Source organism: Pseudomonas sp. 2FG, assembly GCF_005502935.1.
Classification (GTDB): Bacteria; Pseudomonadota; Gammaproteobacteria; order Pseudomonadales; family Pseudomonadaceae; genus Aquipseudomonas.
Genome location: NZ_SCMP01000009.1, coordinates 62391 through 84021, shown reverse-complemented (window position 1 = coordinate 84021; position 21631 = coordinate 62391). Strand labels below are relative to the sequence as shown.

The window sequence follows — 21631 nt, the reverse complement described above, 5'->3', positions numbered from 1 at the left end:
GTGTCTCAAGCGTCGTCGCCCCGCAAATCGCTCTATCTCCCGCGCCAGCAAAAGGTGGCGGCTTATGGCGGTAAAAGCGACGGTAAGGCTCCATATCGATCACAGCCAATCCCTTTAGCCAAGCGGGCTTAGGTGGCTTGTTGATGATCGAGTGGGTTATTTTACCCCATGGCTCAGATCACCTAAGAGAGTGCTGACAACCGCTTCCTCTGGAATTGCGAGTCCTTGGGTGTCCATAGCTGCGTGCAGCTCTTTGTCCCATAGAGCCTCGACCCCGCAGATGTCCAAATCGCGCGGTCGTGTCGGCGCTACCATCACCGCCTCGAGGTAGTCTCTGCACCCGAATCGCCAAGGGGCCGCCTGCCAAGTGCGCATGACATGGTTGCCGATGGCGATCCCTGGCCAGTCATAGTCGCCGTGGTAGTGCAGGTGTGCGCCAGCTGTGATCAGTTGGTCGAGCAGGATTCGCTGTGCAGCGGCGGGCATGCCATCGGTGCAGACCAATGGAGCACTGTCGGCACCCAGACGGTCGGCGACGATGGCCACGATGTTCGGGTTCTCACACACGTAGACATTTCGCCCGTCTACTTGCCAGGAATACGGCTTGCGAACCAGTTGCCGCAGCGAGAGGTAGCTGGGTTCGCCTGGCAGCCAGGTGCGAGGGGCATCCGGTGCCGCAGGTAGGTTGAGAAAGAGTGCAGGGCGGGCCAGCTCGTTGACGAGAACTCCCGCTCTTGACCAGACTTCGCGTAGCCGCTCTTCGGCGCCGCCACCGCTCTCGGCTGCTGCTTCATCCTCCAGGGAGGCTCTCGTGCGCTCATGCAGGCGCCACGCCGACAGTACCAGGCTCGCTACAGGGCGACCGGCATCCAGTGCATGGGCATCGCCCAGGGTTTCGGCGGCCAATTGCGAGCGAGGCAGTCCCTCCACGGGCAGGCGACAGAGCACGCGGTCAACTGCGGCCAGCAGCTGTGTGGCGCGCGTGGGATCGCGTCCCAGACGCTTGAGCAGAGGCATGGACGTAGCGGTATCTTGCAGCCAGGCGCGTAGGAGAGGGCTACCTGCGGCCGACGCGGAGCTTGTCAGCGCCGACCATTGCGCTGATAGCGTTTTGCGCAGACTGGCTTTTGCAACGATAGGGCCATCCAGCTGCTCCAGCGCATTTTGTAGCGAGTTAGCTAGCCCAGCGGCGCGCAACCGTCCATTGAGGTCAGCGATGTCCAGCGTCATCGAGCGCGCTATGCGCGAGGGGCGGCCAGTCAGTTGGCAAAGAGCCGAGTATTCCACCGGGTCAAGGTTGTTCAAGTGAATCGAGGATAGCGTCTCCTCTGCATCGGCCAGTTCAAAACGGCGGCGCAGGCGCTGACGTAAGGCAGCCAGTGCTGGTTCGCCGAGCAGACGTTGTAGACGTGAGTCAGGGGTGGTCTTCATACCAGGGGGAACCTGCGGTCAGGATCTTCTTCGAGTCGCTTGGCACGACCATCCCAGGTCCAGCGCGAGACGAACACCGCGTCGATACCTTCGCGGCGCTGCAACTGGCAAATCGACACGCCAGGTAGCTCCGCGTAGCAGGCCCACTCCCGTTCGCTGGTGATGACGAAGTCCAGGTCGAATTCCCGCACCAGTCCCATGCAGTGTGCCCGAGCGGTATCGTCGATACCGGCAAAGGCTTCGTCGAGCAGCATCAAGCGTGGCGCCAATGGACTGCCACCGTGGCCGTAGAAACTGGCGATGGCGGCGAACAATGGTACGGTCAGGCCTAGTGCGCGTTCGCCGCTGGAGGCGGGACCGGACAGCTTACGCCACTGGCCATCCTGCTGGCGCTGGATGCGGAAACGATGCCAATAGCGGTAATCCAGAGCGTGTGCGAGTTGCTCGAGTAGGCTTCTGCCGGCGCTGTCGGCGTCGGCCAGGGAGCGTTCGGCGGCGATCTGCTGTTGCAGCATGACGCCTACTGCGCGCCGGTCTTCGGTCGACCAGAGGTCGGCGCTGGTATTTAGCAGGCTCTTGCGGGCGGCCTCCAGGTCAGCCGGTGCGCCTTCCGCGGTGGATAGCGGCTCCCATAGCAGGCGGTAGCGCACGCCCGTGGTGGTTGGGCGTTTGTGCAGTTCGTGGTTTATCGCCTTGACGCGGTCGTCGGCAGCCCGCATCAGGCGCTGGAGTTCGGCGGCGATTTCCGCCTGAAGGTGGTTTTCCAACACTTCGCGTTCGCGTGCCGACAACAGTTCGCTGCGCTGGGCAATGTCCTCGGCCAGCAATAATGCGAGCGTGTCGGGACGCTCGGCACGGTTCTGGTACTGGATGGTGACGGTGATGCCCCAGTCGTTGGGTTCCGAGATGGCACGGTGGTTCAAGGCGCTCAGCCCGCGCTGCAGTTCGCTCAGGTCTTCGGCGATCTGTTTCTGTACGCGGGCCCAGGTGGCCTCGTCATCGGCGATGTCAGCCAGCGCCTGTTCGATGCGGCGGGCCAGGTTCAGTGTCGGGTCGATGCTCCAATGCTCAGGCAATTGCAGGTCCGGCAATGCGGCTGCCAGCAGGCCGCTGGCGCTGAAATGGCGAAGGCGCTCGACGGCCGTAGCGCGCTCGTCGCTACGCTCGCTCAGTGTCTGCTCGGTGCGTTCGACGTGCGCTGTGGTCACGGCCAGCCGCTTTTCCGCTTCGCCCAGCGCCGTGCGGCGTGTTTCGGCGTTCTGCTCTGCCTGGGCACGTCCGGCACGCGCGGTGGCCAGTTTGTCCAGCAATTCTTCCACCTGCTGGCCGATGGACTGGCGTAGCGTCTCGAAGCGGACCCGGGCCTGTTCGGCCTGCTCGTCGGCGACCATCAGGGTTTCCTCGGCCTGTTCCAGCACCCTGCGCGCTTCGCCTTCGCGCTGTCGCTGCTGGCACTGATCGGGCCATGCGCGTTGCCACTCGCGTGCCGCCTGGACCAGATGCGCCTGGGCGTTGGCGAAGTGTTCCAAGGTCTCTTCGGTTGCCGGTAGCAGCTCGGGGTCTGCCGGCAGGCGCAGGTCGGTCGCGTCGTGGTGTAACTGCTCGCGTGCCGATTGCCATGCGTCTTTGGCTTCCTGGCTGCGTGTTTCGGCCAACACCAGCAGCTGCCGGATCCGATCGACATCACGAGCGGCCTGCAGCGCGGCAGCAATCGCATCGTGCAGTGGGCGCTCGGAGGGTACGCTTTTCCGTTCCCGTTCGGCTTGGCTGCGCTCGGCGGTCAGGGTTTCGTATTGTCGTTCGAGCTTGGCTTGCGCCATGTCGAGTTCGGCGAGGAGGGTGGCGAGTGCTTCCAGCCGTCGTTGCCGCGCCAGTTCCCGTGCGCTGCGGCCGATGTAGCCTGCCTCGGTTTTTTGCCAGGTGCCTGCCAGCGGCCCCAGACGATAGCGGCCATCAGGCGACAGCCAGGCTTCGGCATCGCTAGGCTCCTGCGTGCCATAAGCCACGCCCGCCAACAGCGCAGTCAGCGTTGCTCGTGCGATCGGGCAGGCCTCGGGCAATGCGGGAATCAGCGCAGCGTTCAGGTTGGCACCGTTCACTCGCGCGCGCTGGTGCCAGCTGCTATCCAGCAGCGGCGTACCGTCGCTATCGCTCAATACCCCATTTGGTGACAGCCAGGCGTCGAGCAGGCCGCTGGCTTCCAGGGCGGCTTCCAGCCCAGCACGTTGCGCGGCATCCAGGCTCGGGTGGAAGTCCACCAGGCGCCAGAGAGGCGCGCCGTGCCGTTGCAGACGCACACCATTGGCCCGGGTGGGCGGCTCGGCGGGCAGCGCATCTTCGCCGGCGGCCAGGCGGGTGCGCTCGTCCTCGATATCGGCGCGCTGTTTGTCCAGGCTTGCAAAGTTACTGTCCAGCTCCGCCTGTTGGGCTGCGTGTCGTTGCAGCGTCGTCTGCCAGGCGTTACCCAGTGCCGCTTGCGCTGGGTTGTCGCCTTCCGGGTGGGCCGCCCACTCGACGAGTTGCAGCAAGGGCTGCTCAGCTTCGAAGCGCAGTTGGACGAGGCTTATGCAGTGCTCGGACCAGGCTCCGAGCAACGCGCTGCCTGCCTGTTCGGCTTGCTGATCGGCCCGCTCGCGTTGCTCCAGCGCTGTGTCCAGTTCGCCGCGAACGGTCCGCAGGTTTTCCTGCTTGTCCGCCAGTACCGCCTGGCGCTGGCTGACCTCTACGTGGCGCTGACGCAGATGGGCGATGTCCTGGCGCCGATTCCTCACCAGCTCGCGCAGGGCTTCTTCAGCTGCCCTGTACTCGGGCGGATGTGCCGCCAGCGCTTCGGCTTCAAGGCTGAGCAGCGGGCTGATCGCAAGGTCTGCTGTTATAGCGAGTGCTTCGGCCGCGTCATGCGTGCGAGTACGCGCCTTGTCCAGCTCATCGCGAGCCTGAGTGGCCGCAGCGGTTCGTCGCTGGCTCAGTTCTACTTCGCTATTGAGTTTGCTACGCGCTTCATCGCGCTGTTGGCTTGCCGTGTGAGCCGCGCGTTGCCGCTCTGCCGCATTTCGTTCTTCCAGGGCAAGACGGTTGGCGTCCTGGTTGGCGGGATCGCTCTGCAGCGTATCCACCAGCTCTCGGGCCGCTGAATACGTCAGCTTCGCAGCCTCATGCGCCGCAATGGCCTCACCTTGCGTGCTCTCTGCCCTAGCGAGTTCAGCCTGCGCCTGATTGCGGGCCTCGCTGGCGTTGTCGAAGTGGGTTTGAGCTTGGCGTAGTTCGCGTGCCTGGCGCCGCGCCAACATACCGGTGTAGATGCGGTAGCGCCGTTCGAACTGGGTGACGGTTTGCTCCAGTAGGCGCGTTTCCTCCAATTGAATGCGGTCTTCTTCCAGCTGGTTGAGCGCCTCGGCCACATCACCCAGCAGTTCGGGTGGTAACGGAGGCAGTGACTCGCTCAGGGCATTGGATAGGCCGGTTTCGTCGGGTTTCTTCGACAGTTGTGGCTGGCGTAGTTGGATCAGCGTATCCATCAGAGCGTCATAGCGCCGTGTCCCTAGCTGGAACAGGCGCTCGTCCACGGCACGGCGATAGAGTTGATGGTTCTCGAATAGCTGGCCTCGTCCTCCAAGTGCATCGCGCAGGCGTTCGCGAGTAAGGACCTGTCGCTCAGCAGTGGTCAGCCACAGGTCTTCGCCGATACGTGGGTCTACTGTCGTGCCGTCACCTTCGACGATGAAAAACCAGCTATCTACCTGAGCCCGGCCATCGACTGCTGACAAACCGACCCCCAGGGTCAGGTAGCGGGGGCGGCCATCGCGCTCGCGTCGGCCGAACTCGATCCAGCTGTAGCCGATACGGCGGGGATAGCTGCCGACCAGGAGGTTCCAGGCCATCTTCTTGCCACTATCGCCGTCGGGCTCGACGCGCGACGAGCGCAATTGTGCGTCCAGCAGCAACGGTAAGGTCAGCGACAGCACCTTGGACTTGCCGGTGCCGTTATTGCCGCGCAGCAGTAAATGACCATCGTGGAACCAGAATTCCTCACTGTCATAGTGGAACAGTTCGACGAGGCCTAGACGCAAGGGTTGCCAGCGATCACGCTGAGGTTCGGGCAGTGCGGGGCGAGAGGAGGTGATGAAGAGGTCGCTGGTCATGCGTCAGGCTCGGATAGAAACAGGGATTCGGCACTCTGGACGTTGCGCACTTCGGTCTGCCCGAGCGAAAAACGGGCAATGGCGGGCAGCGGGAGCACGCTGTGCGCATCGCGTAGCATCAGGCCCAGACGGCATAGGCGCGCGATGGCTATTTCCACTAGCTCGTGTTCGGCGCCTGGCGCGCGCGCCGACTTGCGCCAATAGCGGCCATACCGCCCTGCGGCCTCGCGCAGGAACAGGGTGATTCCGCTTTCGGCCACTCGCAACGGGGCACGTTTTTCCCGCAGACGCCGGGCCAGGTACTCCGCTACCAGCAATGTCACATGGGCCTCAGTACCTTCGGCGGGCATGGCCACATCGGTTAGTTGCCCGCTCTCGTCGATCAGCGCCAGGCCTTCGGCACGTTGCTCAGCGATCATTCCGGTGGCTTCACACAGGCGGTTGGCGAGAACACCGCGCTGATTGACGAAATAGCTGCGTACCTCTTCGTCCAGTGTGTCGGTATACAGGACAGGATCGTTGAGCAGGCGTCGTGCTAGGTGGTGGCGTATGGCATCGCGCCTACCTTGTTCGCTATCCACCGTAAAGCCGGCCACCAGTGCATGCAGCCGTGCCTGGGTATTTCCCGGAGTCTCCTCTGTGCTCCAGGTCGAGGGGCCGCGCACCGCCGCCAGCAGGCCAGACAGCAGGCGACGGTGAATGTCGTAGAGTGCGTCGGACTGTGGCCCGCTACCGTCCTGAACGAAGCTCTCTTCCTCGCCGGCGACACGTTCGAGGATGCCTTGATCCAGCAATGTGCGGCACACCATGACCAGCTCGCGCCTTTCGGTAGCGCCGTGCAAAGTGAAGGCGAAGCCCAAGGCCTGCAATGCTGGGTCGGCAGCTTGTTGTACGATCCGTTCGCCGATTTGTCGCAGAGTAATCTGCGGATCGGCTCGCTCCAGCACTGCAGCAGCCAGACACAGCAGTACATAGCGACGCCGATCATAGTCCGGCAGGCCGCGGGTCGGGTCGGACAGGTCGGCCGGACGCTTGAACAGGCGGGCACCCTCGCGGTCCACATGCAGCGGCCAGCCGGTCTCGCGGGCGAACCACTCGCGCAGGCGCTCGGCTTGGCGTCGTACCGCGGGGAAATCAACGTGCCCTGGCGGCATGAGCGGACACATCAGCAGGCTGCGTAGAGCCCGGCGGAATTCGTCTTGCTGCTGCGCCTTCTGTGTTTCTCCGACATGCCGGGTGCCTCGGCGGGACGAGGGCGTGTTCATGATCTGTCCTCGGTGAGTCGGATCGTCAGCAGATGATCCCGGCCGGAGAATACCCCGACTGCTGTGCAGATTCGGGCGCGACTGTCTTCAGTCAGAGGTTCCAGGCGAATGTGCAGCAGACCGTCGCCCGTTTGACGCTCGACAGGACGGTTTGGATTGTGTTGTTCGGCCAGTGCCTCGCCAAGCAATCCCAGAAAGAGACCGAAGGCATGCACATCGAGCTCGCCCAGCTCCGATAGGCGAGTCGGGCGGCCGGTCGCCAATCGCCGGCGCGCGGCCTCGACCTGACGCGATTCCTCCGCTAATTGCTGAGCCATCAGCGCACGATCCCGGCTACGATCCCGCACTTTCGCCAGTGCACCACGTGGCGCGGCTTCGCCGTACTCGCGCAGGCGGGGATTGATGATCAGCGGAGGTGCATCTAGCCAAGAGGTGCTTGCTGGCACGTCGTCCGCATCAGCAACCTCAAGCGAGAAGTGGCGTGCTGGCTGCAGCGCGAATGCTGCATGCGCGAGACGGTGGGCATCGTCGTCGCTGTCGCATGCCGCGAACCATTGTGCCAACACTCGGAAATCGGCCGAGCGGTCGCTGCGCCCGCTGCGTCGTTCATTGATTGCCGCGATGGCACTTAACAGTTGTGGAATCGCCGAGCGCGCCCGGGCACGCAGCAGTTCTGCTTGAGGCGGCTCGTTGCCGGTTGCCAGGAACCAACCGCGTAATCCTTTCCAGCGCTCGCGCCAGATGTCCTGGCGACGCTGTGTTTCCTCCGTCTGCTCGCCAGTGCCGTCGGGGGCGGCATCACGCGCTTCACGTGCAGCGACTTGGCGTAAGACGTAGTCGATGGCTGCGGACAATTCATGCAGCGTCCGGGCGATGGCATCGGAGCGGCGGATCAGATCGCCCATAAAACGCTCGAGATAGTCGATCAGCCGTCGCTTGTAAGCGATCAATGTGGTTGCGTCAGCCTGTTGCAGTTCCAGGCTACGTGCCACTCCAGCCATGAACGCCTGGGCGTTTTCGGTGAGGCCCTCAAACACTCTCACCAGGTCGCGTAGAATCTCATGCGCCTTGGCGGTATCAAGGTCGTTGACGGATTGCGCCTCAGCTATCAATCGCTGCAAGGCTCGCAAGCGGCTGTCGATGTCTTCTAGAGCAACCGTCTGCAGTTCTGCACGGTGATGGAGGCTCTGCGCGAATGCTATCAGGCCGGCCTCTACCGCTTCGCCGCCGCGCGAGAGCCGATAGAGAAAACGTGCTCGATAATAATCGTTGAGCGTGGATACGCGCGTCATGTCCGGTTGTGATTCGAGATTGCCCCATGCAGCTAGCTGAGCCAGTGCGGCGGCAATCTCTTCCTGAGCAGGTGGCGTTCTGTTACCCCAATTCGCCTCGGACAATACTTCGTCGGGTCGCAATTGCAGGCGGTACTGGCGCTTGGCGGCAGCGAACACCTCCATGATGGAGCGATAGAGGGTCGCTTTTTCCGCAGTGGCGTGGCGGAACAAGTCCGCAGAAGTCTCAGGCCAAGATGAATCGCGAATCACCAAATTTTCCCCAGTGACCTTCCGTGATCGATGAGGCCATTCTTCAGTCATCTTCGCTATTTGCCAAGCTTCCCTTTAAGCCAAATGATTTTGGAGTTGGCGACATGGTTTACTCATCGTGTCGATGATGAAGATATGTCGGTGCAACGTGGTCTTGAAATGGCTTTTTGCGACGGCCCTTGCGAACAATGAGGAGCGCGATAGGGGAGCCTTGGCGCTAATGGAGGTGGTTTTGGCGCGGCAGTAGTTCAGCACTTCTGCGTGCACGGCCCGACTTTCCAGGGCCGCCTTGAGTCGTCCAGCTAGGGCGCGCGGCATCGAGCGTCATGGCCGTCCGACTTTGCCGTCTTCGCGCACGTAGAAACCGGAGAAGGCAAGGACGACATTGAGTTCGTCGCGCCGCCAGGAGAACGATCGCGGGCGTAGTTCACCGGGTTCATCGCGCGATTGATGAACATGATGAGATGGTTGCCGACCTAGTGCCGGTTCTGTGCGCCGACCAGCGCATTGAACAATCGCTTCCACTTGGTCATGCCGGGCGACGTGTCGGTAACCTCGATTTCTTGCAGCAGCCGCTCGATCTGCGTGCCGCTCTGGCCGCGCTCGATATCGGCGAGCACGCGGCACGTGGCTTCAAGATGCTGTGAGCTGAAAGGGTCAATTCGCGTCGCTAATGCCCGTCTCCCTCGTCAGGCATCAGATGATGGCCTGCAGGCCCTTGTCGGCGATGACGTTGAGCAGCTTGAGGGCAGGCCCGGTGGGATGGGTGTCACCTTGCTCCCACTTGCGTACGGTCGAGGCCGATGTGTGCAAATGAAGAGCGAACACCGGCTGGCTGAACTTCAAGGCTTCGCGCAGGCGTTTGATGTCGGCAGCGCTGAACTCCCGTACCGGTGGCGGGCAGATAGCGTCGAACTCGCGCATCGTTACCTTGCTGATTGCTCCCGCTTCGTGGAGCGCAGCTAGGTCGCCACGCAGGGATTCAATGATCTTGCTCACAATGCACCTCCAATAACACGCCTGACTGCAACGCCTTCGACAAGGCTTCGGCGGACAGTTCCAGGAACACCTTGCCGGCGAATTGCAGCGCTTTCTTCTCGTCCTGTGTGATGTTCGCCTTGTCGCTCTTGGGAAACCCATGCAGGAACACATAGCGGTTGCCGATTCGGGCCGACAGCAGGGTGCGGTAGCCGCCACTCTTGCCGCCGCCGGGACGCGCCACCCGTTTCTTGTAGAGGTGGCCGCCCAGGTCCGCGTCGATCAGACCGCCTTCCATCTCCTTGACTGCCTTGCACAAGGCGGCGTCGGGTAGCTTCTCGTCCGCCTGCCACCGCGCAAAGTCCTTCCGCTTGAGGATGCGCGTCATCTCCACCTCCAAACTATACCCGTAACGGGTATGTTTTTCCAGGTGCCGGCGCGTTGCACTGGCAGGGAGGGGCGGCGAGACGGCACCACGCGGACCGGGGGCGACATGGCGGGGTGCTGGTCACTGATCATATGGTCACCTCTTTCGGTTTTTGGCGGGCACTGACAACCGTCTTGCGCCGGTTTGCCACCAGTTCGGCTGCCTTGCGCACCGGGTCGTCCTCGGTGTGGACGTAGCGCATGAACATTGCCACGGTCTTGTGCGCGGTCAGCGCCATGCCGACCTTGACCGGAATGCCGGAGTTGGCGATGTCAGTGGCCGAGCGATGACGGATGCCGTGGGTGCCAACCCTCGGCACGCCGGCGCGATCGAGGATGCGCCGCCAAGCGCTGTAATAGGCGTGGGGGCTGAGCGGCTTGTCGTGGTTACGGGTCGCCGGGCAGACATAGGGCGACTCGCCGTAGCGAGGTGCGCTCTCCAGCAAGCGGCGGGCTTCCATGCTCAAGGGCTTGGACATATCGCCGGTTTTGCTGTCCGGCCACACGACCCGGCTGTTGGACAGGTCGAGCCAGTCCCATTGCAGCAGCAGGATCTCCGACATGCGAGCTGCGAACTCGAATTGCAGGCGGATGGCCAGCAGGTAGGTCGGGTGCTCCAGTTCTTCGGCCTCCGCTTTGTCCAGATAGGTGAACAGCTTGACCATCTGTCCGTCAGTGATGAGACGGGTCGAGCCTTTCTCCGGATACTTGGATACGTGACGGCATGGATTCGAGCCATCGGGGCGAGAGCCCCATAGTTCTGCCAGATTGAACATCTTACGTATACAAGACAGCACTCGATTGGCTTGCGTTGGGGATTTTTCCATATGCTTCATCAGCGCAATGATGTCGTGGCGCGTGACCTCATGGGCTTTCTTGGTGCCGAAGGCTGGGACGATGTATTTGTCGATTTGGTACTGGTAGCAGTCCTGCGTACTCGGCTTGTTGCGCACCTTGGAGTGATCCTCCATGAACCGCTTGCACAGCTCCTTGACCGTCGGGGCTCTGCGGGCCTCGGTTTTGTCGTGTCCGGGATCGCCACCGCGCCGGACTTCAGCCAGCCAGTCTTGCGCCAGCGAACGGGCCTGTTCGACGGTCAGTTCACCGAACTGGCCAAGCGCCGGCTTTCGGCGCACGCCGGAGTTCGTGCGGTACTGAACCATGAATACCTTGCGGCCTGTTGGTGTAACCTTGCACAGGAAGCCCGGAATGATTGTGTCCCGGAGTTCAACGTCGTAGGTGCGTGCCTGTGCAGTGCTAACAACGCTTTTTGTCAGTTTGATCTTCGCCATGAGGTGCTCCTGAAATGCCCCAATTCCAGGAGCCTGCTAGGAGCCAGGCGAAAGAGAACCGGGGCGGTTTGCGTCGCGCACCGGCATATGATCCAAAACGTTGGCCCTGCGGAAAACCTGCTGTAGCAAGCTGTATCCAAGCCGAGAGAATGCCCGGTGCAGGAGCCATGTTGTTACTTAAAATCCCTCGTTCGTAAGGACGTGCCGGTTCGACCCCGGCTCCGGGCACCACTATTCATGCGGGTTTCAGAGATGCATCCCTGTTTTTCTGAGATCCAAAAAAATGCTGTCAATCACCGGTCAATCACCGCGTTAGAAATGGTGATAGACAGAGCAGCGGATTGGCGGCAGTTTGGGCAGCGACGATAGGCGCCTCCTTTGGGCGTCCAGCCCCTCGCTTCGTGTTCCCTTCAATACACCGAGCGAGTTTCCCATCTCTCGGACCGCATCCTTTCTTCCACATGCCGTTCTGCGGCCATTTCAGGTGCAGCGTCTAGCTGTGCCCAACGGATAGAGCGCTACTTCCAAAGAAGCATTGCGCCGGCGGTTCCTGCGCCAGATGCTAGGAGGAAAACTGCCGGTCTTGCCCACTCATGTCGACTAACAGCCGTTCCAGCTGCGCGGATAGCCATCAGGCGGAGCCCGAGTATTTGGTGCTGGCCAATGGACTCAAGGTCAAACTCCTGCAGGTTCCGGGGTGTGCCCAGGCGGCGGCCTTGGTCAGGGTCTCGGCGGGTAGTCACGATGCGCCGTCAAACTATCCGGGGTTGGCACATTTTCTCGAGCATTTGCTGTTTCTCGGCAGCGCACAATTTACCGCTGAGAATGGCCTGCTGGCTTATGTACGGGCCTGTTCCGGGCAGGTCAATGCCAGTACCCGCGAGCGCAGTACCGAGTATTTCTTCGAGGTTCCAGCGGCCAGGTTGGAGGGCGGGCTGGCGCGTTTGTGCGACATGCTGGCGCGGCCCGTTCTGGAGCCGGCGGCGCAGTTGCGGGAGCGGGAGGTGTTGCAGGCGGAGTTTGTTGCGCGCGGTCGAGACCGCGATACGCTCTGCGATGCGGCGCTGGGACAGGCCGTTGCCAGCGGGCATCCCTTCACGGCGTTTCATGCCGGCAATCGCGACACCCTGGCGGTCGAGCAGCCGCAGTTTCAGCAGACGCTGCAGGATTTTCATCGGCGTTTCTATCACGCCGGGCAGATTTCACTGGTGCTGGTCGGGCCGCAGTCGCGGGCCGAGTTGCGTCGCCTGGCGCAAATCCAGGGGGCGTTGCTGCGTCCGACCCAGGCCGTGGCGCAGGACGCTGCCCCAACGTTGTTGCCGCTGCGCGCGCAGGCTTCGTGTACAGGTGCCGGCAGGGTTGCCGCAGCTTAGTGTGTGTTTTGCCCTGGAGGGCTTGCCGACGGCATTCACCAGCGCAGTCGATTTCCTCGGCACCTGGCTCCGCCATGAGGCGGACGGTGGCTTGCTGGACACGCTGCGAAAACGTGGCTGGTGCGATGCCCTAGAGGTGCGCCTGCCTTATCGGCACGCTGGACAGGCGTTGCTAAGCATCGACTTCAGCCTGGCGGAAAGCGTTGCCTGTGAGCGTGGCGCGATCCGCGCGGCGTTGCTGGACTGGTTGGCGTTCTTTGCCGGCCAGGACGATTGGTCGGTATTGCGTGGGGAATATGCCGCCATCGTTCGGCATCGGCTGGGCACCTTGTCGCCTTTGGCCCTGGCTCGTTACTGGAGTGAATGGCAACAGGCCGACTGTGGGCTTGGCGAGGAAGGTGTGCGAGCGCTGCGGTCGCTACTGGCACAGCTGCAGCCGCAGCGGTTGATTGAACTGACTAGCGACACCCGGGAGATTGCCGCTCGGCGCCTGTTGGGATTTACCCTGCGGATGGCTGAGGCTCGCCAGGAGCCTGCTGGCTCAGACCGGTGGGCATGGCGATTGCCCGCTGCCAATCCATTCTTGCAGCCGCAAGCGTCAAGTGCGGTGGCGCCACCGCGTTTCGATGCGCTGCGCTGGCTCAATGCGCCGCGTGAAAGCGCCGCGGGCACCGGGAGGGAGCAGGGCACTGTCTACCTGCGCTGGAGTTTCGCGGCTTACGCGCCGCCAAGCGCCCTGTTCGAGGTGTTGCAGGTCGCGCTGCGCCCCACCGTGCAACTGGCGCAGCAGGCAGGGCTAGAGGTACGGTTCGAACGACAAGGCAAGGCTTGGCAACTGCAGGTGAGCGGTGCGGCGCTAGCGTTGCCGGGCGTACTGGCGGGGTTGGCGGAACTGTTACGATTGCCACCTGAATGGGCCTGGAGCCAAGGCCTGCGGCTGCATCGCGAGCAGGCGTGCAGAGGCGCAAGTGAGGCGCTGATTCATCAACTCTGGCAGCGCTTACCAGAGTTGTTCGGGACTGCTGACGAGAAGGCCGCGAAGGCGATGCCGACGCTGCAAGCCTTAGTGGAGTGCTGGCGGCAATCCTCTCTGCAGGGGCTTGCCGTAGGTCTGCCGATTGAGGCACGCGCGGCGCTCGACTCGGCGCTCTGGCGTATGCCCGGGCAGGCCCGAACTAGTACGGAGCCTCAACTACAGCCGGCGGGGTGTTATCACTGGCTGAATGCAGGGCTTGCCGCGAGCGAGTCGGCGTTGCTGCTGTTTTTGTCCATTGCCCGACCAGCGTGCCGCCAGCGAAGTGGTTTGGCGCCTAGTGGCGCTGCTGCTGGAGAGCGCCTTCTTCCAACGCTTGCGCAGCGAGTTGCAGCTCGGCTATGCGGTGTTTTGCGGATTTCGTCAGGTCGGTACGCGCCAGGGCCTGTTGTTTGCCGTGCAGTCACCGACGGTCGATGCGGCCGAGATTCTCAGGCATATCGAGGCGTTTTTGGCCGCACAACGCGGCTTTCCCACTCACGGATCGAACACTTTTCGCTGATCGGCGCCCTGCAAACCCTGCTGCTGATGCTGGCCGTCTGGTGGGTGTGGATCTTCACCACCTGGGGGCCAACTGGCTGGACCCGGAAAAACTCCCGGTGCGGCTGGCGCTGATGCTGTTGCGGCTTGGCTGTCGCCAGTGCTGCTGAACGCCGGTGCGACGCTGGTGATCGTCGCTGTCGCGGCGTGGGAGTTTAGAGTGCGCGGGCGTTGCCCGGAGACCAACCTGGAGATGTAAGGCTCAGGCTGAGCCCAACAGCAGGGCATGAATGATGCGGCGGTAAGCCGGAGTTGGCTGGGAGGATAAGTGCGGGGTATTGCGAGGACCTCCCCAGCAGGAGAGGTCGGCGAGCTGATGGGGAGGAGGGAGGCTGCGGATTGGTGTCCCGCGCTCCATCACCGCAACCCTTGTCAGTAGGCGCCCATATAGTCGCGCTTACCCACTTCAACACCGTTGTGACGCAGGATGGCGTAGCTGGTGCTGACGTGGAAGAAGAACTGCGGCAGACCATAGCTCAGCAAGTAGGCTTGGCCAGTGAATTTCTTCTCCTTCGGCGTACCCGGACGGGTAACGATCTCACGCGCTTCGTTGCCATCGATCTGGGCAGGGGCGAAGCCGTCGACAAACGCCAGGGTCTTGCTCAGCAGGGCTTGCAGATCGGCGAAAGTCTGCTCGTTGTCTTCATACTTGGGCACCTCTACACCCGCCAGACGCGCCGATACACCACGGGCGAAATCAGCGGCGATCTGCACTTGGCGGGTCAACGGGAACATGTCGGGGAACAGGCGGGCTTGCAGCAGCGCATTGGGCTCGATGCTCTTTGCCGTAGCGTGAGCTTCGGCCTTAAGCAAAATGTCGCTCAAGCTGTTCAGCATCTGCTTGAAAACTGGAATGGATGCGGCGTACAGGGAAATGCTCATGGAACTCTCCGTGATTGAATGTGGGCGGGAGTATAACGATTACGCGAAGCTGGGCCTTGCCGTGTTCGCGTGGAGCATAAAAAATCCTGATAACGTGGATGCTCTGTGAAGCTGATCGAAGCCATTACCATGGAAGATCGTTTTGGTCCAACCAGGCGCAACGCGCCACAACTCAAGCACAAAATCCCGTTTGGATTGAAAGACGGGGCGCTGCTTCATGTTCTTGAAGTACTTAACGGCAAGGCTTGCGGGTGCGTATGCCCAGCCTGTAGCGAATCACTCATAGCTGTAAACAATGTTCGGAAGCGAATACCGCATTTCCGTCATAGCTCCGGGGCGGAGTGCGCCAGCGGCTACGAGACAGCAATTCACATGGCGGCCAAGGATGTCCTGCTTAGGCGCCTAACACTGGGGCTGCCTGAGTACAGTGAACTGCTCCAGCTGGCGACCAGCGACAACAGGCATCTGCAAAAAAATGTCTATTTGCCCTCCAAGGTGATTACTGCTGATCGGGCTTACCCGGAGGTGTCGCAGGCGCAAGGCAGCTTCAAACCTGACGTGATCTTCGAAGTCGGTGATCACCAGCTATTTATCGAGATCCGGGTGACACACGCCGTCGATGACGAAAAGAAGACCAAGATCCGAAACCACGGAGTATCGGTTATCGAGATTGACCTGAGTCAACTTGAGCCAGAAATGCTGCAGGATCGTGCAGCTTTCGATGATGTCGTTTGTTTCGATCTGCTCAACCGGCATTGGGTCTTTTCGCAAAAGATCGAACAGAAACGTTCGAAAATGATGAGTCAACTGCGCGAGGAGCTTGAGGCCTATGAAGAGCACTTGGCCGAAGCTATTCGGTTGAAGGTTGAAGAAGACAAACGCGCAGCCAATCGTTTAAAGGCAGAGGCGGCCATTCGTTCAAACCCTCAACTTTCTAAAACAAAGCCACAAGCAGCAGGGCAGGGATAGGGGCAAAAGCTACGGAGAATACGGTTCTTACCTTTTCAGTGAGCAGGAAAATAAGACTGTTCCCACACCGTATTTACCAGTCGTGCAATACCTAGATCACTTGCTTGCCCTCGGCGTAATCCAATATGCCCAAGCCCAGCGGGAGGATTTGCTGTGCGCCGCAGGGCCAACTGCCTCGTGCATCTTTCAGAGTCAGCGCCAGAAAGAGGCAGAGATACTGGAGGCAAGGCAAGAGCAGCTTGAGAGAGATCAGAGGGCGGCCGAGGCAGCCAGGCGCCAAGCAGAAGCAGAGAGGAAAATCCAGGCGGCAAGCTATGGTGAGCGTGTCTATGCCATAAGGGCTTCAGAGCAGATGGCCTACGAGCAGCATGGTGGGCGGGGACGACGCTGCAATGATTGTTATCTCGTCAGCCCACCTGCCACTAAAGAATGCACCTACTGCTACGCCGAGAGTCTGGTCGATGAAGAGATAACGGAATATAGAATCGCAAAAAACAAAAATATTCTGAGGTCGAGCGCTAAGCCTGCCGCCTCCATCAACTCAAAGCCAAGTCTCCGATATGAATCACTGAAACCCATCATTGAGATTCTGATAGCCCAGGACTGATGGGGAGCATGCCACCAATGGCCAGCAGTCGGCTTCCAGTATCGTTCCCAACGCAGGTGCCGCTCCTGTCGCGCAGTCCCCACCTGTCAGCCTCTATAGCTTCGCATAATGTATATTATGTTAAACGACGAGTCGGATAATCCTCCCCCGCGGATAGAACCGTGAATACAGTTACGCGCTGAGTGAACTGGCCCGGTAGTCCCTGGGGGACTGCTCAAAATGCTTCTTAAATGTGCGGCTGAAATGCGCCGAGTCGGTGAAGCCCCATTTGAAGGCGATATCGGTGATCGACTCATTGCGCAGCCGCGGGTTGCTCAGGTCGGCGGCGCTGCGATTGAGCCTGGAGCGCTGGATGAAGCGGCAGACACTATCCCCCTGCTCCTCGAACAGCCGGTATAACTGGCGTACCGAGATGTTCAACTGGTTGGCCAGGGATACAGGATTGAGCGTGGGTTCGTTCAGTGACTGGTTGATCAGCCTCTGTGCGTAGCTGCGCAAGCTCGCTCCGTGATGGCTGTCATAAGCATCCAGCGTCTTGCTTTCAGCCTGCTTGAGGGTTGGCCCCAGCAGCGCGATAAGAGCCTCCTGCAAGGCCTCACCTTCGTGCTTGGCCGCACAGCTATCGAGCTCCCCTGCACAGATCTGCTCGACCAAAATACGCATCAAGCGGCCACTGGCACAGTCCTGTGAGAGCTTGCCGAACTTAAGCTGATTGGCGGGCAAATGCCGATAGACCTCTGCCCGAGACAAATGGAACGATGAGTGCTCGATCAAGCCATGCGGGACTATCTCGCAAGCCCCTGCCGAGTCCATCAAGGCCATATCGCCTGGCGAAAGCTCGATCGTCTGGCCTGACTGGCGCAACTGTGCATGGCCGCTGCGCTGCAGGATGAGGAAGCAATGGCGATCGTCATCATGGTCGGCACTGGTGCCCTGGCGCGAAATCAGCCCGGCGTTGGTGCGGATCTGCGCGACCTCTAGACCGGCGAGATCCTGACGCGCAACCTCACCGATAAAGAGCGATCTATTGAGCGCGGGACGGGAATCGAAGCGGCCGCAGATACTCTGTATCGAGCGGACCCAGGAGTCGAAATCACGCGAAGCACAAGCTTGGCTAATCACAGAGCACCTCCAGAAGCCGGCTAATACCGACTTTGTTTTTATGCCGACATTATTAACATGTTATCTATTTGTTCGGCAAGGCAGCCGTGGGCATAGATAGACCGTTATGGCTTAAGCACGCGCAGTGCCAGCACCAGTCGTTCTTGGAGGGCTGAGAGGAATGAAGAAAAGCTACTAAGCCCTGAGGCTTAGTAGCGGGACAAGATGGCGCGCAGTTCGCTGAAAGCCTTCAGCAAGTGGGCACGCTGCTCGGCCGTGAGGCGAATGTAGCGGCGAAAGCTCGGCATACGGTTAACCACTTCGCTGGCACCGATATGCTCGAGCCGAACGGTCCAGCCGGCCTCGCCACGCTCCAACTGCAAACGACGGAAGTCCAGCGGCATCAAGGCCGTCAGGAGCTCGGCATCGCCTTGCAGGCGCCCGATCAAGGACGCCAATTCGACGCCCTCCCCTGATCGCAGCCTGCAAGCAATGCCCTGCCTGCGGATCGTACCGGTATGCCGCAAGTCGATCTTCGCTGCGCCCGGCGAAAGCCCGGGCGCATGGAAGCTGAACTCGGTGGCAACGATGTGCATGAGGAACTGCGACTGGGGCAGTTCGCGCACATCGAAACCCAGCCCACCGTCGGGCGTTGAGACATGCGCCCGCCCCCCCTCCAGCGGCTCGAAAACCAGCGGCGCCAGATCGCGCCGCAGGTGCCCCAGGGTCACCCCCGGCCGATAGCCGGAGGGTGGCCGTTGCCGGCTAAAGAACTCAGACAGGCTTCGAAACATGGTTGTACTGCTCATCGAGATGGACTCCAGGTTCGTTATTGAACTCCTTCTCCAATACCTCCTCGACCGGCACCGGACGGAAGGGATTGACCTTCTGCACGAAGAGCGTCCAGAACAGCGCGTAGGTGGCGGTCAGGCCGATCATCACGCCGAAGGGAATGTAGATGTCGCTCGGGTTCATGCCCGGCGGGGTGATGTACCACATGCCGAGGAGGATGCCGACGCTGGAGACTATCTGTGGCAGCGGGAACCAGGGCGAGCGGTAGGCGCGCGGCAGGTCGGGACGGCGAATACGCAGCATCACCACCGAGATAGTCACCAGCAGGTAGGCCGTGCTCCAGGCGCAGACCGCGGCCAGCACCAGGTTGAAGATATTGTCGGTATTGCCACCCAGCCACCAGGCGTGCAGGCAGGGAATCAGTACCGCCACGGCAATGCACAACAGCGGAGTCTTGAAGCGTGGGTGCAGATAGGTGAAGGCCTTCGGCAGCGCGCCATCCACGGCCATGCCGTACATGATGCGCGGCAGGCCGGCCATCAGGGTGTTGATGGTGGCAGCGCCGGCGAAGAGAAAGCCGATGCCCAGCCAGATACGGCCAAACGGCCCCATCACCTGCTCGGCGAACTGCGGGATCGCCATCGGCGTATCCAGCAGGTGCACGCCGGTAGCCTCGTCGAGGAGTACGTTCTCCACCTGGCGCTTCATCGCCGCGCCGTAGATAAACATGCAGGAAGCCACGCCCAGCAGGCCCAGGGCCATGGCCCGCGGCAGAGTCCAGGCGGAACGGCGCACGTCGGGCGCCAGCGGGGTGACGAACTCGCAACCGACGAACATGAACATGGCCATGCCCACCAGCGAGAGGATGGTGGTCAGGTCGGTGCCGACCATGGAGGCGCCGAACCAGCCCTCCAACTCGACATTCGGTGCGGCGAACAGGCCGGCCAGGCCGAAGACCATCAGCGTGGTCCACATGCCAAAGGTGAGGATCACCTCGGCCTTGCTGAACGCCGTGATACCGAAGGCGTTGAGGATGCCAAAGACGATCACGAAACCGACGCCCAGCAGCCATGCACCACCGGCCGACTCGGCCAGGGTGTTGAGGTGTTCGAAGTTCACCAGCGCCATGACCCCGGAGAGGATGGTTTCGGCGGTACCGGCGAACACATGCACGATGAGGTAGGCCGAGATGGTTCCGGTGATGGCGAAGAAGCGGCCCATGCCGCAGGAGATGTAGTCGTACACCGAGCCGCTGGTCGGGAGGATCGACGCGGCCTCGGCGAAGGTGGTCGATTGCGCCAGCATCATGATGAGGGCGATCAGCATTGCGGCGGCAAAGGCGCTCCCACCAATACCGAAACCCATAGTCGCCGTGAGGATGACCGGGCTGGCCATGATCAGGCCAATGGTGCTCGCGAGTGCAGTGGGAAACCCGACCGTTCCGCGGTTCAGATGCTGCGTGAGTTTATCGTTGAAAGACATGGTTATTGACCTCGAAAGCATGCGTTGGCGTTTGTTGTAGCTTTTTGGCATTTCAAGGGCCCGCCCCATCGGCGACAGGTTCGGGCAGTACTACGTTATTAGAGCGTTCCAGCAAGATTGTCACAGCGTTCAAACCAGACACTGCCGTGGTAAAAAAGCTGCCCCAACAGACCGCAAGGCAGCAGGAGCAGCAATAGCGTCGGGGCATCAGTAGGCGATACAGACCGACTTGTTCTCGGTGTACGCCTCGATCGCCGCATGGCCCATTTCGCGGCCGATGCCCGACTGCTTGTAACCACCGAACGGCATCGAGGGGTCGAGCATGTTGTGCGTGTTGACCCAGACGGTGCCGGCCTTGATTCGCGGAATCAGGCTCATCACCTGACGCAGGTCATTCGACCAGATGCTGGCACCCAGCCCGTAAACACTGTCATTGGCCAAATGCACCACCTCATCCAGGTCGTCGAAAGGCGTTGCCACCACGACCGGACCGAAGATTTCCTCCCGCACCACCTGCATGTCCGGGCGAACATTGGCCAGCACCGTCGGCCGCACATAGAAGCCGCTCTCGCCATAGCGCTCGCCACCGCAGATGACGCTTGCGCCTTCGGCGACACCGCGCTCGATCATGCCCAGCACCCGATTCTGCTGCTTGGCCGAAATCAGCGGATTGATTTGCGCCTGCGGGTCCAGGCCGGGGCCAATGCTCAGGGAGCTGGCGATAGTGCCGAGGCGTTCGAGCACCTTATCGAAGGCCGAGCGATGCACATAGAGGCGCGAGCCCGCCGTGCAGACCTGTCCCTGGTTGAAGAAGATGGCACCCGCCGCGCCGGCGGCTGCGGTGTCCAGGCTGGTGTCGTCAAGCACTATTACCGGCGACTTGCCGCCCAGCTCGAGGGAGAAACGGGTCATGTTGTCCACCGCGGCATGGCCGATCACCTTGCCGATCTGCGTCGAGCCGGTGAACGCCACCTTATCTATCCCTGGGTGGCCGGCGAGCGCAGCTCCGGCCTGAGCCCCCGTGCCGGTAACTATGTTCACCACGCCCGCCGGGATTCCGGCCTCCAGGCAGAGCTGCCCCAGGCGCAATGCCGTCAGTGGCGTCTCATCGGCCGGCTTGAGCACCACGGTGCAGCCACAGGCCAAGGCCGGTACGATTTTCCAGATGGCCATCAGCAACGGGAAGTTCCACGGCACTATGGCACCCACCACCCCTACCGGCTCCGGCACCGTGTAGGCTCGGTATTTCGCGCCGGGCACCGCGGCGATGGACACATCCAGGCTCTTGCCTTCGATCTTCGTCGCCCAGCCGGCCATGTACCGGGTGAACTCCGCCGAGGCCCCCACTTCCAGGGCCCGCGACAGGTGGATCGACTTGCCATTGTTGAGGGTTTCGATCTGCGCCAGCTCTTCGCCATTGGCCTCCAACAGATCGGCCAGCTTCAGCAGCAGGCGTTCACGGTCGGCCGGCCGCAGTTGCGACCAGCTACCTTCGAAGGCTTGGCGCGCGGCCGCTACAGCCAGGTCAACATCCGCAGCAGTCGCGGCCGCAACACGCGCCAGCTCTTCGCCAGTGGCCGGATTGAACACCGGCATTTCTGCACCGGATAGCGAAGGCCTGACTTCTGCATTGATCAGCAAGCCGTGGCGGCGCTGAATGAAGGCGGTAGCCCGCGGGTCAACGGAAACACTCATCTCGAATCCTCAGGGTAAAACGGATATTCGAGATTGACTTTGCGCCATCGAGCCCTTGCCGTCTTGATTCTGGCTGCCG

Annotated in this window: 16 protein-coding genes and 1 pseudogene; 4 read left to right on the top strand and 13 right to left on the bottom strand. The window is 61.5% G+C overall.

The window, feature by feature from the left end:
- Positions 1–156: 156 nt before the first annotated feature.
- The 8 genes from FFS13_RS11050 to FFS13_RS11010 all read right to left on the bottom strand — a co-directional run bounded on the left by FFS13_RS11050 (position 157) and on the right by FFS13_RS11010 (position 11078).
- Positions 157–1431 (bottom strand): TIGR02679 family protein, encoded by a 1275-nt coding sequence (locus FFS13_RS11050; protein WP_137819148.1) that lies wholly within the window; start codon positions 1429–1431, stop codon positions 157–159.
- Positions 1428–5573, bottom strand: a complete 4146-nt coding sequence (locus FFS13_RS11045) for a TIGR02680 family protein (protein WP_137819147.1) — start codon at positions 5571–5573, stop codon at positions 1428–1430. The genes FFS13_RS11050 and FFS13_RS11045 overlap by 4 nt, the downstream gene beginning before the upstream one ends.
- Positions 5570–6838, bottom strand: a complete 1269-nt coding sequence (locus tag FFS13_RS11040; protein WP_137819146.1) for a TIGR02678 family protein — start codon at positions 6836–6838, stop codon at positions 5570–5572. Before FFS13_RS11040 ends, FFS13_RS11045 begins: the two co-directional genes overlap by 4 nt.
- Positions 6835–8382 (bottom strand): TIGR02677 family protein, encoded by a 1548-nt coding sequence (locus FFS13_RS11035; protein WP_218568613.1) that lies wholly within the window; start codon positions 8380–8382, stop codon positions 6835–6837. The genes FFS13_RS11040 and FFS13_RS11035 overlap by 4 nt, the downstream gene beginning before the upstream one ends.
- A 476-nt stretch (positions 8383–8858) precedes the next feature.
- A complete protein-coding gene (locus FFS13_RS20105; protein ID WP_256657874.1) occupies positions 8859–9002 on the bottom strand; it encodes a hypothetical protein in 144 nt (47 codons plus the stop codon).
- A gap of 76 nt (positions 9003–9078) precedes the next feature.
- Positions 9079–9381: a DNA-binding transcriptional regulator gene (locus tag FFS13_RS11020; RefSeq protein WP_137819144.1), complete on the bottom strand. Its 303-nt coding sequence runs from the start codon at positions 9379–9381 to the stop codon at positions 9079–9081.
- On the bottom strand, positions 9365–9748 hold the full coding sequence (locus FFS13_RS11015; RefSeq protein WP_137819143.1) for a type II toxin-antitoxin system RelE/ParE family toxin: 384 nt from the start codon (positions 9746–9748) through the stop codon (positions 9365–9367). The genes FFS13_RS11020 and FFS13_RS11015 overlap by 17 nt, the downstream gene beginning before the upstream one ends.
- A gap of 127 nt (positions 9749–9875) precedes the next feature.
- On the bottom strand, positions 9876–11078 hold the full coding sequence (locus tag FFS13_RS11010; RefSeq protein WP_137819142.1) for a site-specific integrase: 1203 nt from the start codon (positions 11076–11078) through the stop codon (positions 9876–9878).
- Positions 11079–11671: 593 nt separating this feature from the next.
- On the opposite strand from FFS13_RS11010, the gene FFS13_RS11005 reads away from it, so the two are divergent.
- From FFS13_RS11005 to FFS13_RS20355, 3 genes and pseudogenes are all read left to right on the top strand, one after another.
- The gene (locus FFS13_RS11005) at positions 11672–12451 is read left to right on the top strand and encodes an insulinase family protein (RefSeq protein ID WP_137819141.1); all 780 of its coding nucleotides are present in this window, start codon (positions 11672–11674) and stop codon (positions 12449–12451) included.
- Positions 12426–13541 (top strand): annotated as a pseudogene (locus FFS13_RS19775) (hypothetical protein); the annotation flags it as partial. The gene FFS13_RS11005 and the pseudogene FFS13_RS19775, both read left to right, overlap by 26 nt.
- A gap of 133 nt (positions 13542–13674) precedes the next feature.
- Positions 13675–13986, top strand: a complete 312-nt coding sequence (locus tag FFS13_RS20355) for a hypothetical protein (protein ID WP_371922949.1) — start codon at positions 13675–13677, stop codon at positions 13984–13986.
- Between the two features lie 410 nt (positions 13987–14396).
- Here the strand turns inward: FFS13_RS20355 and FFS13_RS10995 are convergent, their stop codons facing one another.
- On the bottom strand, positions 14397–14906 hold the full coding sequence (locus FFS13_RS10995) for a DUF1993 family protein (protein WP_137819140.1): 510 nt from the start codon (positions 14904–14906) through the stop codon (positions 14397–14399).
- Positions 14907–15011: 105 nt separating this feature from the next.
- Here FFS13_RS10995 and FFS13_RS10990 point away from each other — a divergent pair, with 105 nt between their 5' ends.
- On the top strand, positions 15012–15875 hold the full coding sequence (locus FFS13_RS10990) for a competence protein CoiA family protein (RefSeq protein WP_137819139.1): 864 nt from the start codon (positions 15012–15014) through the stop codon (positions 15873–15875).
- 778 nt (positions 15876–16653) lie between these two features.
- Here the strand turns inward: FFS13_RS10990 and feaR are convergent.
- The 4 genes from feaR to FFS13_RS10970 form a co-directional block, all read right to left on the bottom strand.
- Positions 16654–17604 (bottom strand): transcriptional regulator FeaR, encoded by a 951-nt coding sequence (gene feaR, locus FFS13_RS10985; RefSeq protein ID WP_137819138.1) that lies wholly within the window; start codon positions 17602–17604, stop codon positions 16654–16656.
- Between the two features lie 188 nt (positions 17605–17792).
- Positions 17793–18377: a DUF3156 family protein gene (locus FFS13_RS10980; RefSeq protein WP_256657872.1), complete on the bottom strand. Its 585-nt coding sequence runs from the start codon at positions 18375–18377 to the stop codon at positions 17793–17795.
- Positions 18358–19857 carry an APC family permease gene (locus tag FFS13_RS10975; RefSeq protein ID WP_137819136.1) on the bottom strand — a complete coding sequence of 500 codons (1500 nt, stop codon included), beginning with the start codon at positions 19855–19857 and terminating at the stop codon, positions 18358–18360. Before FFS13_RS10975 ends, FFS13_RS10980 begins: the two co-directional genes overlap by 20 nt.
- Positions 19858–20064: 207 nt before the next feature.
- Positions 20065–21552 carry an aldehyde dehydrogenase gene (locus tag FFS13_RS10970; protein ID WP_137819135.1) on the bottom strand — a complete coding sequence of 496 codons (1488 nt, stop codon included), beginning with the start codon at positions 21550–21552 and terminating at the stop codon, positions 20065–20067.
- Positions 21553–21631 lie beyond the last annotated feature (79 nt).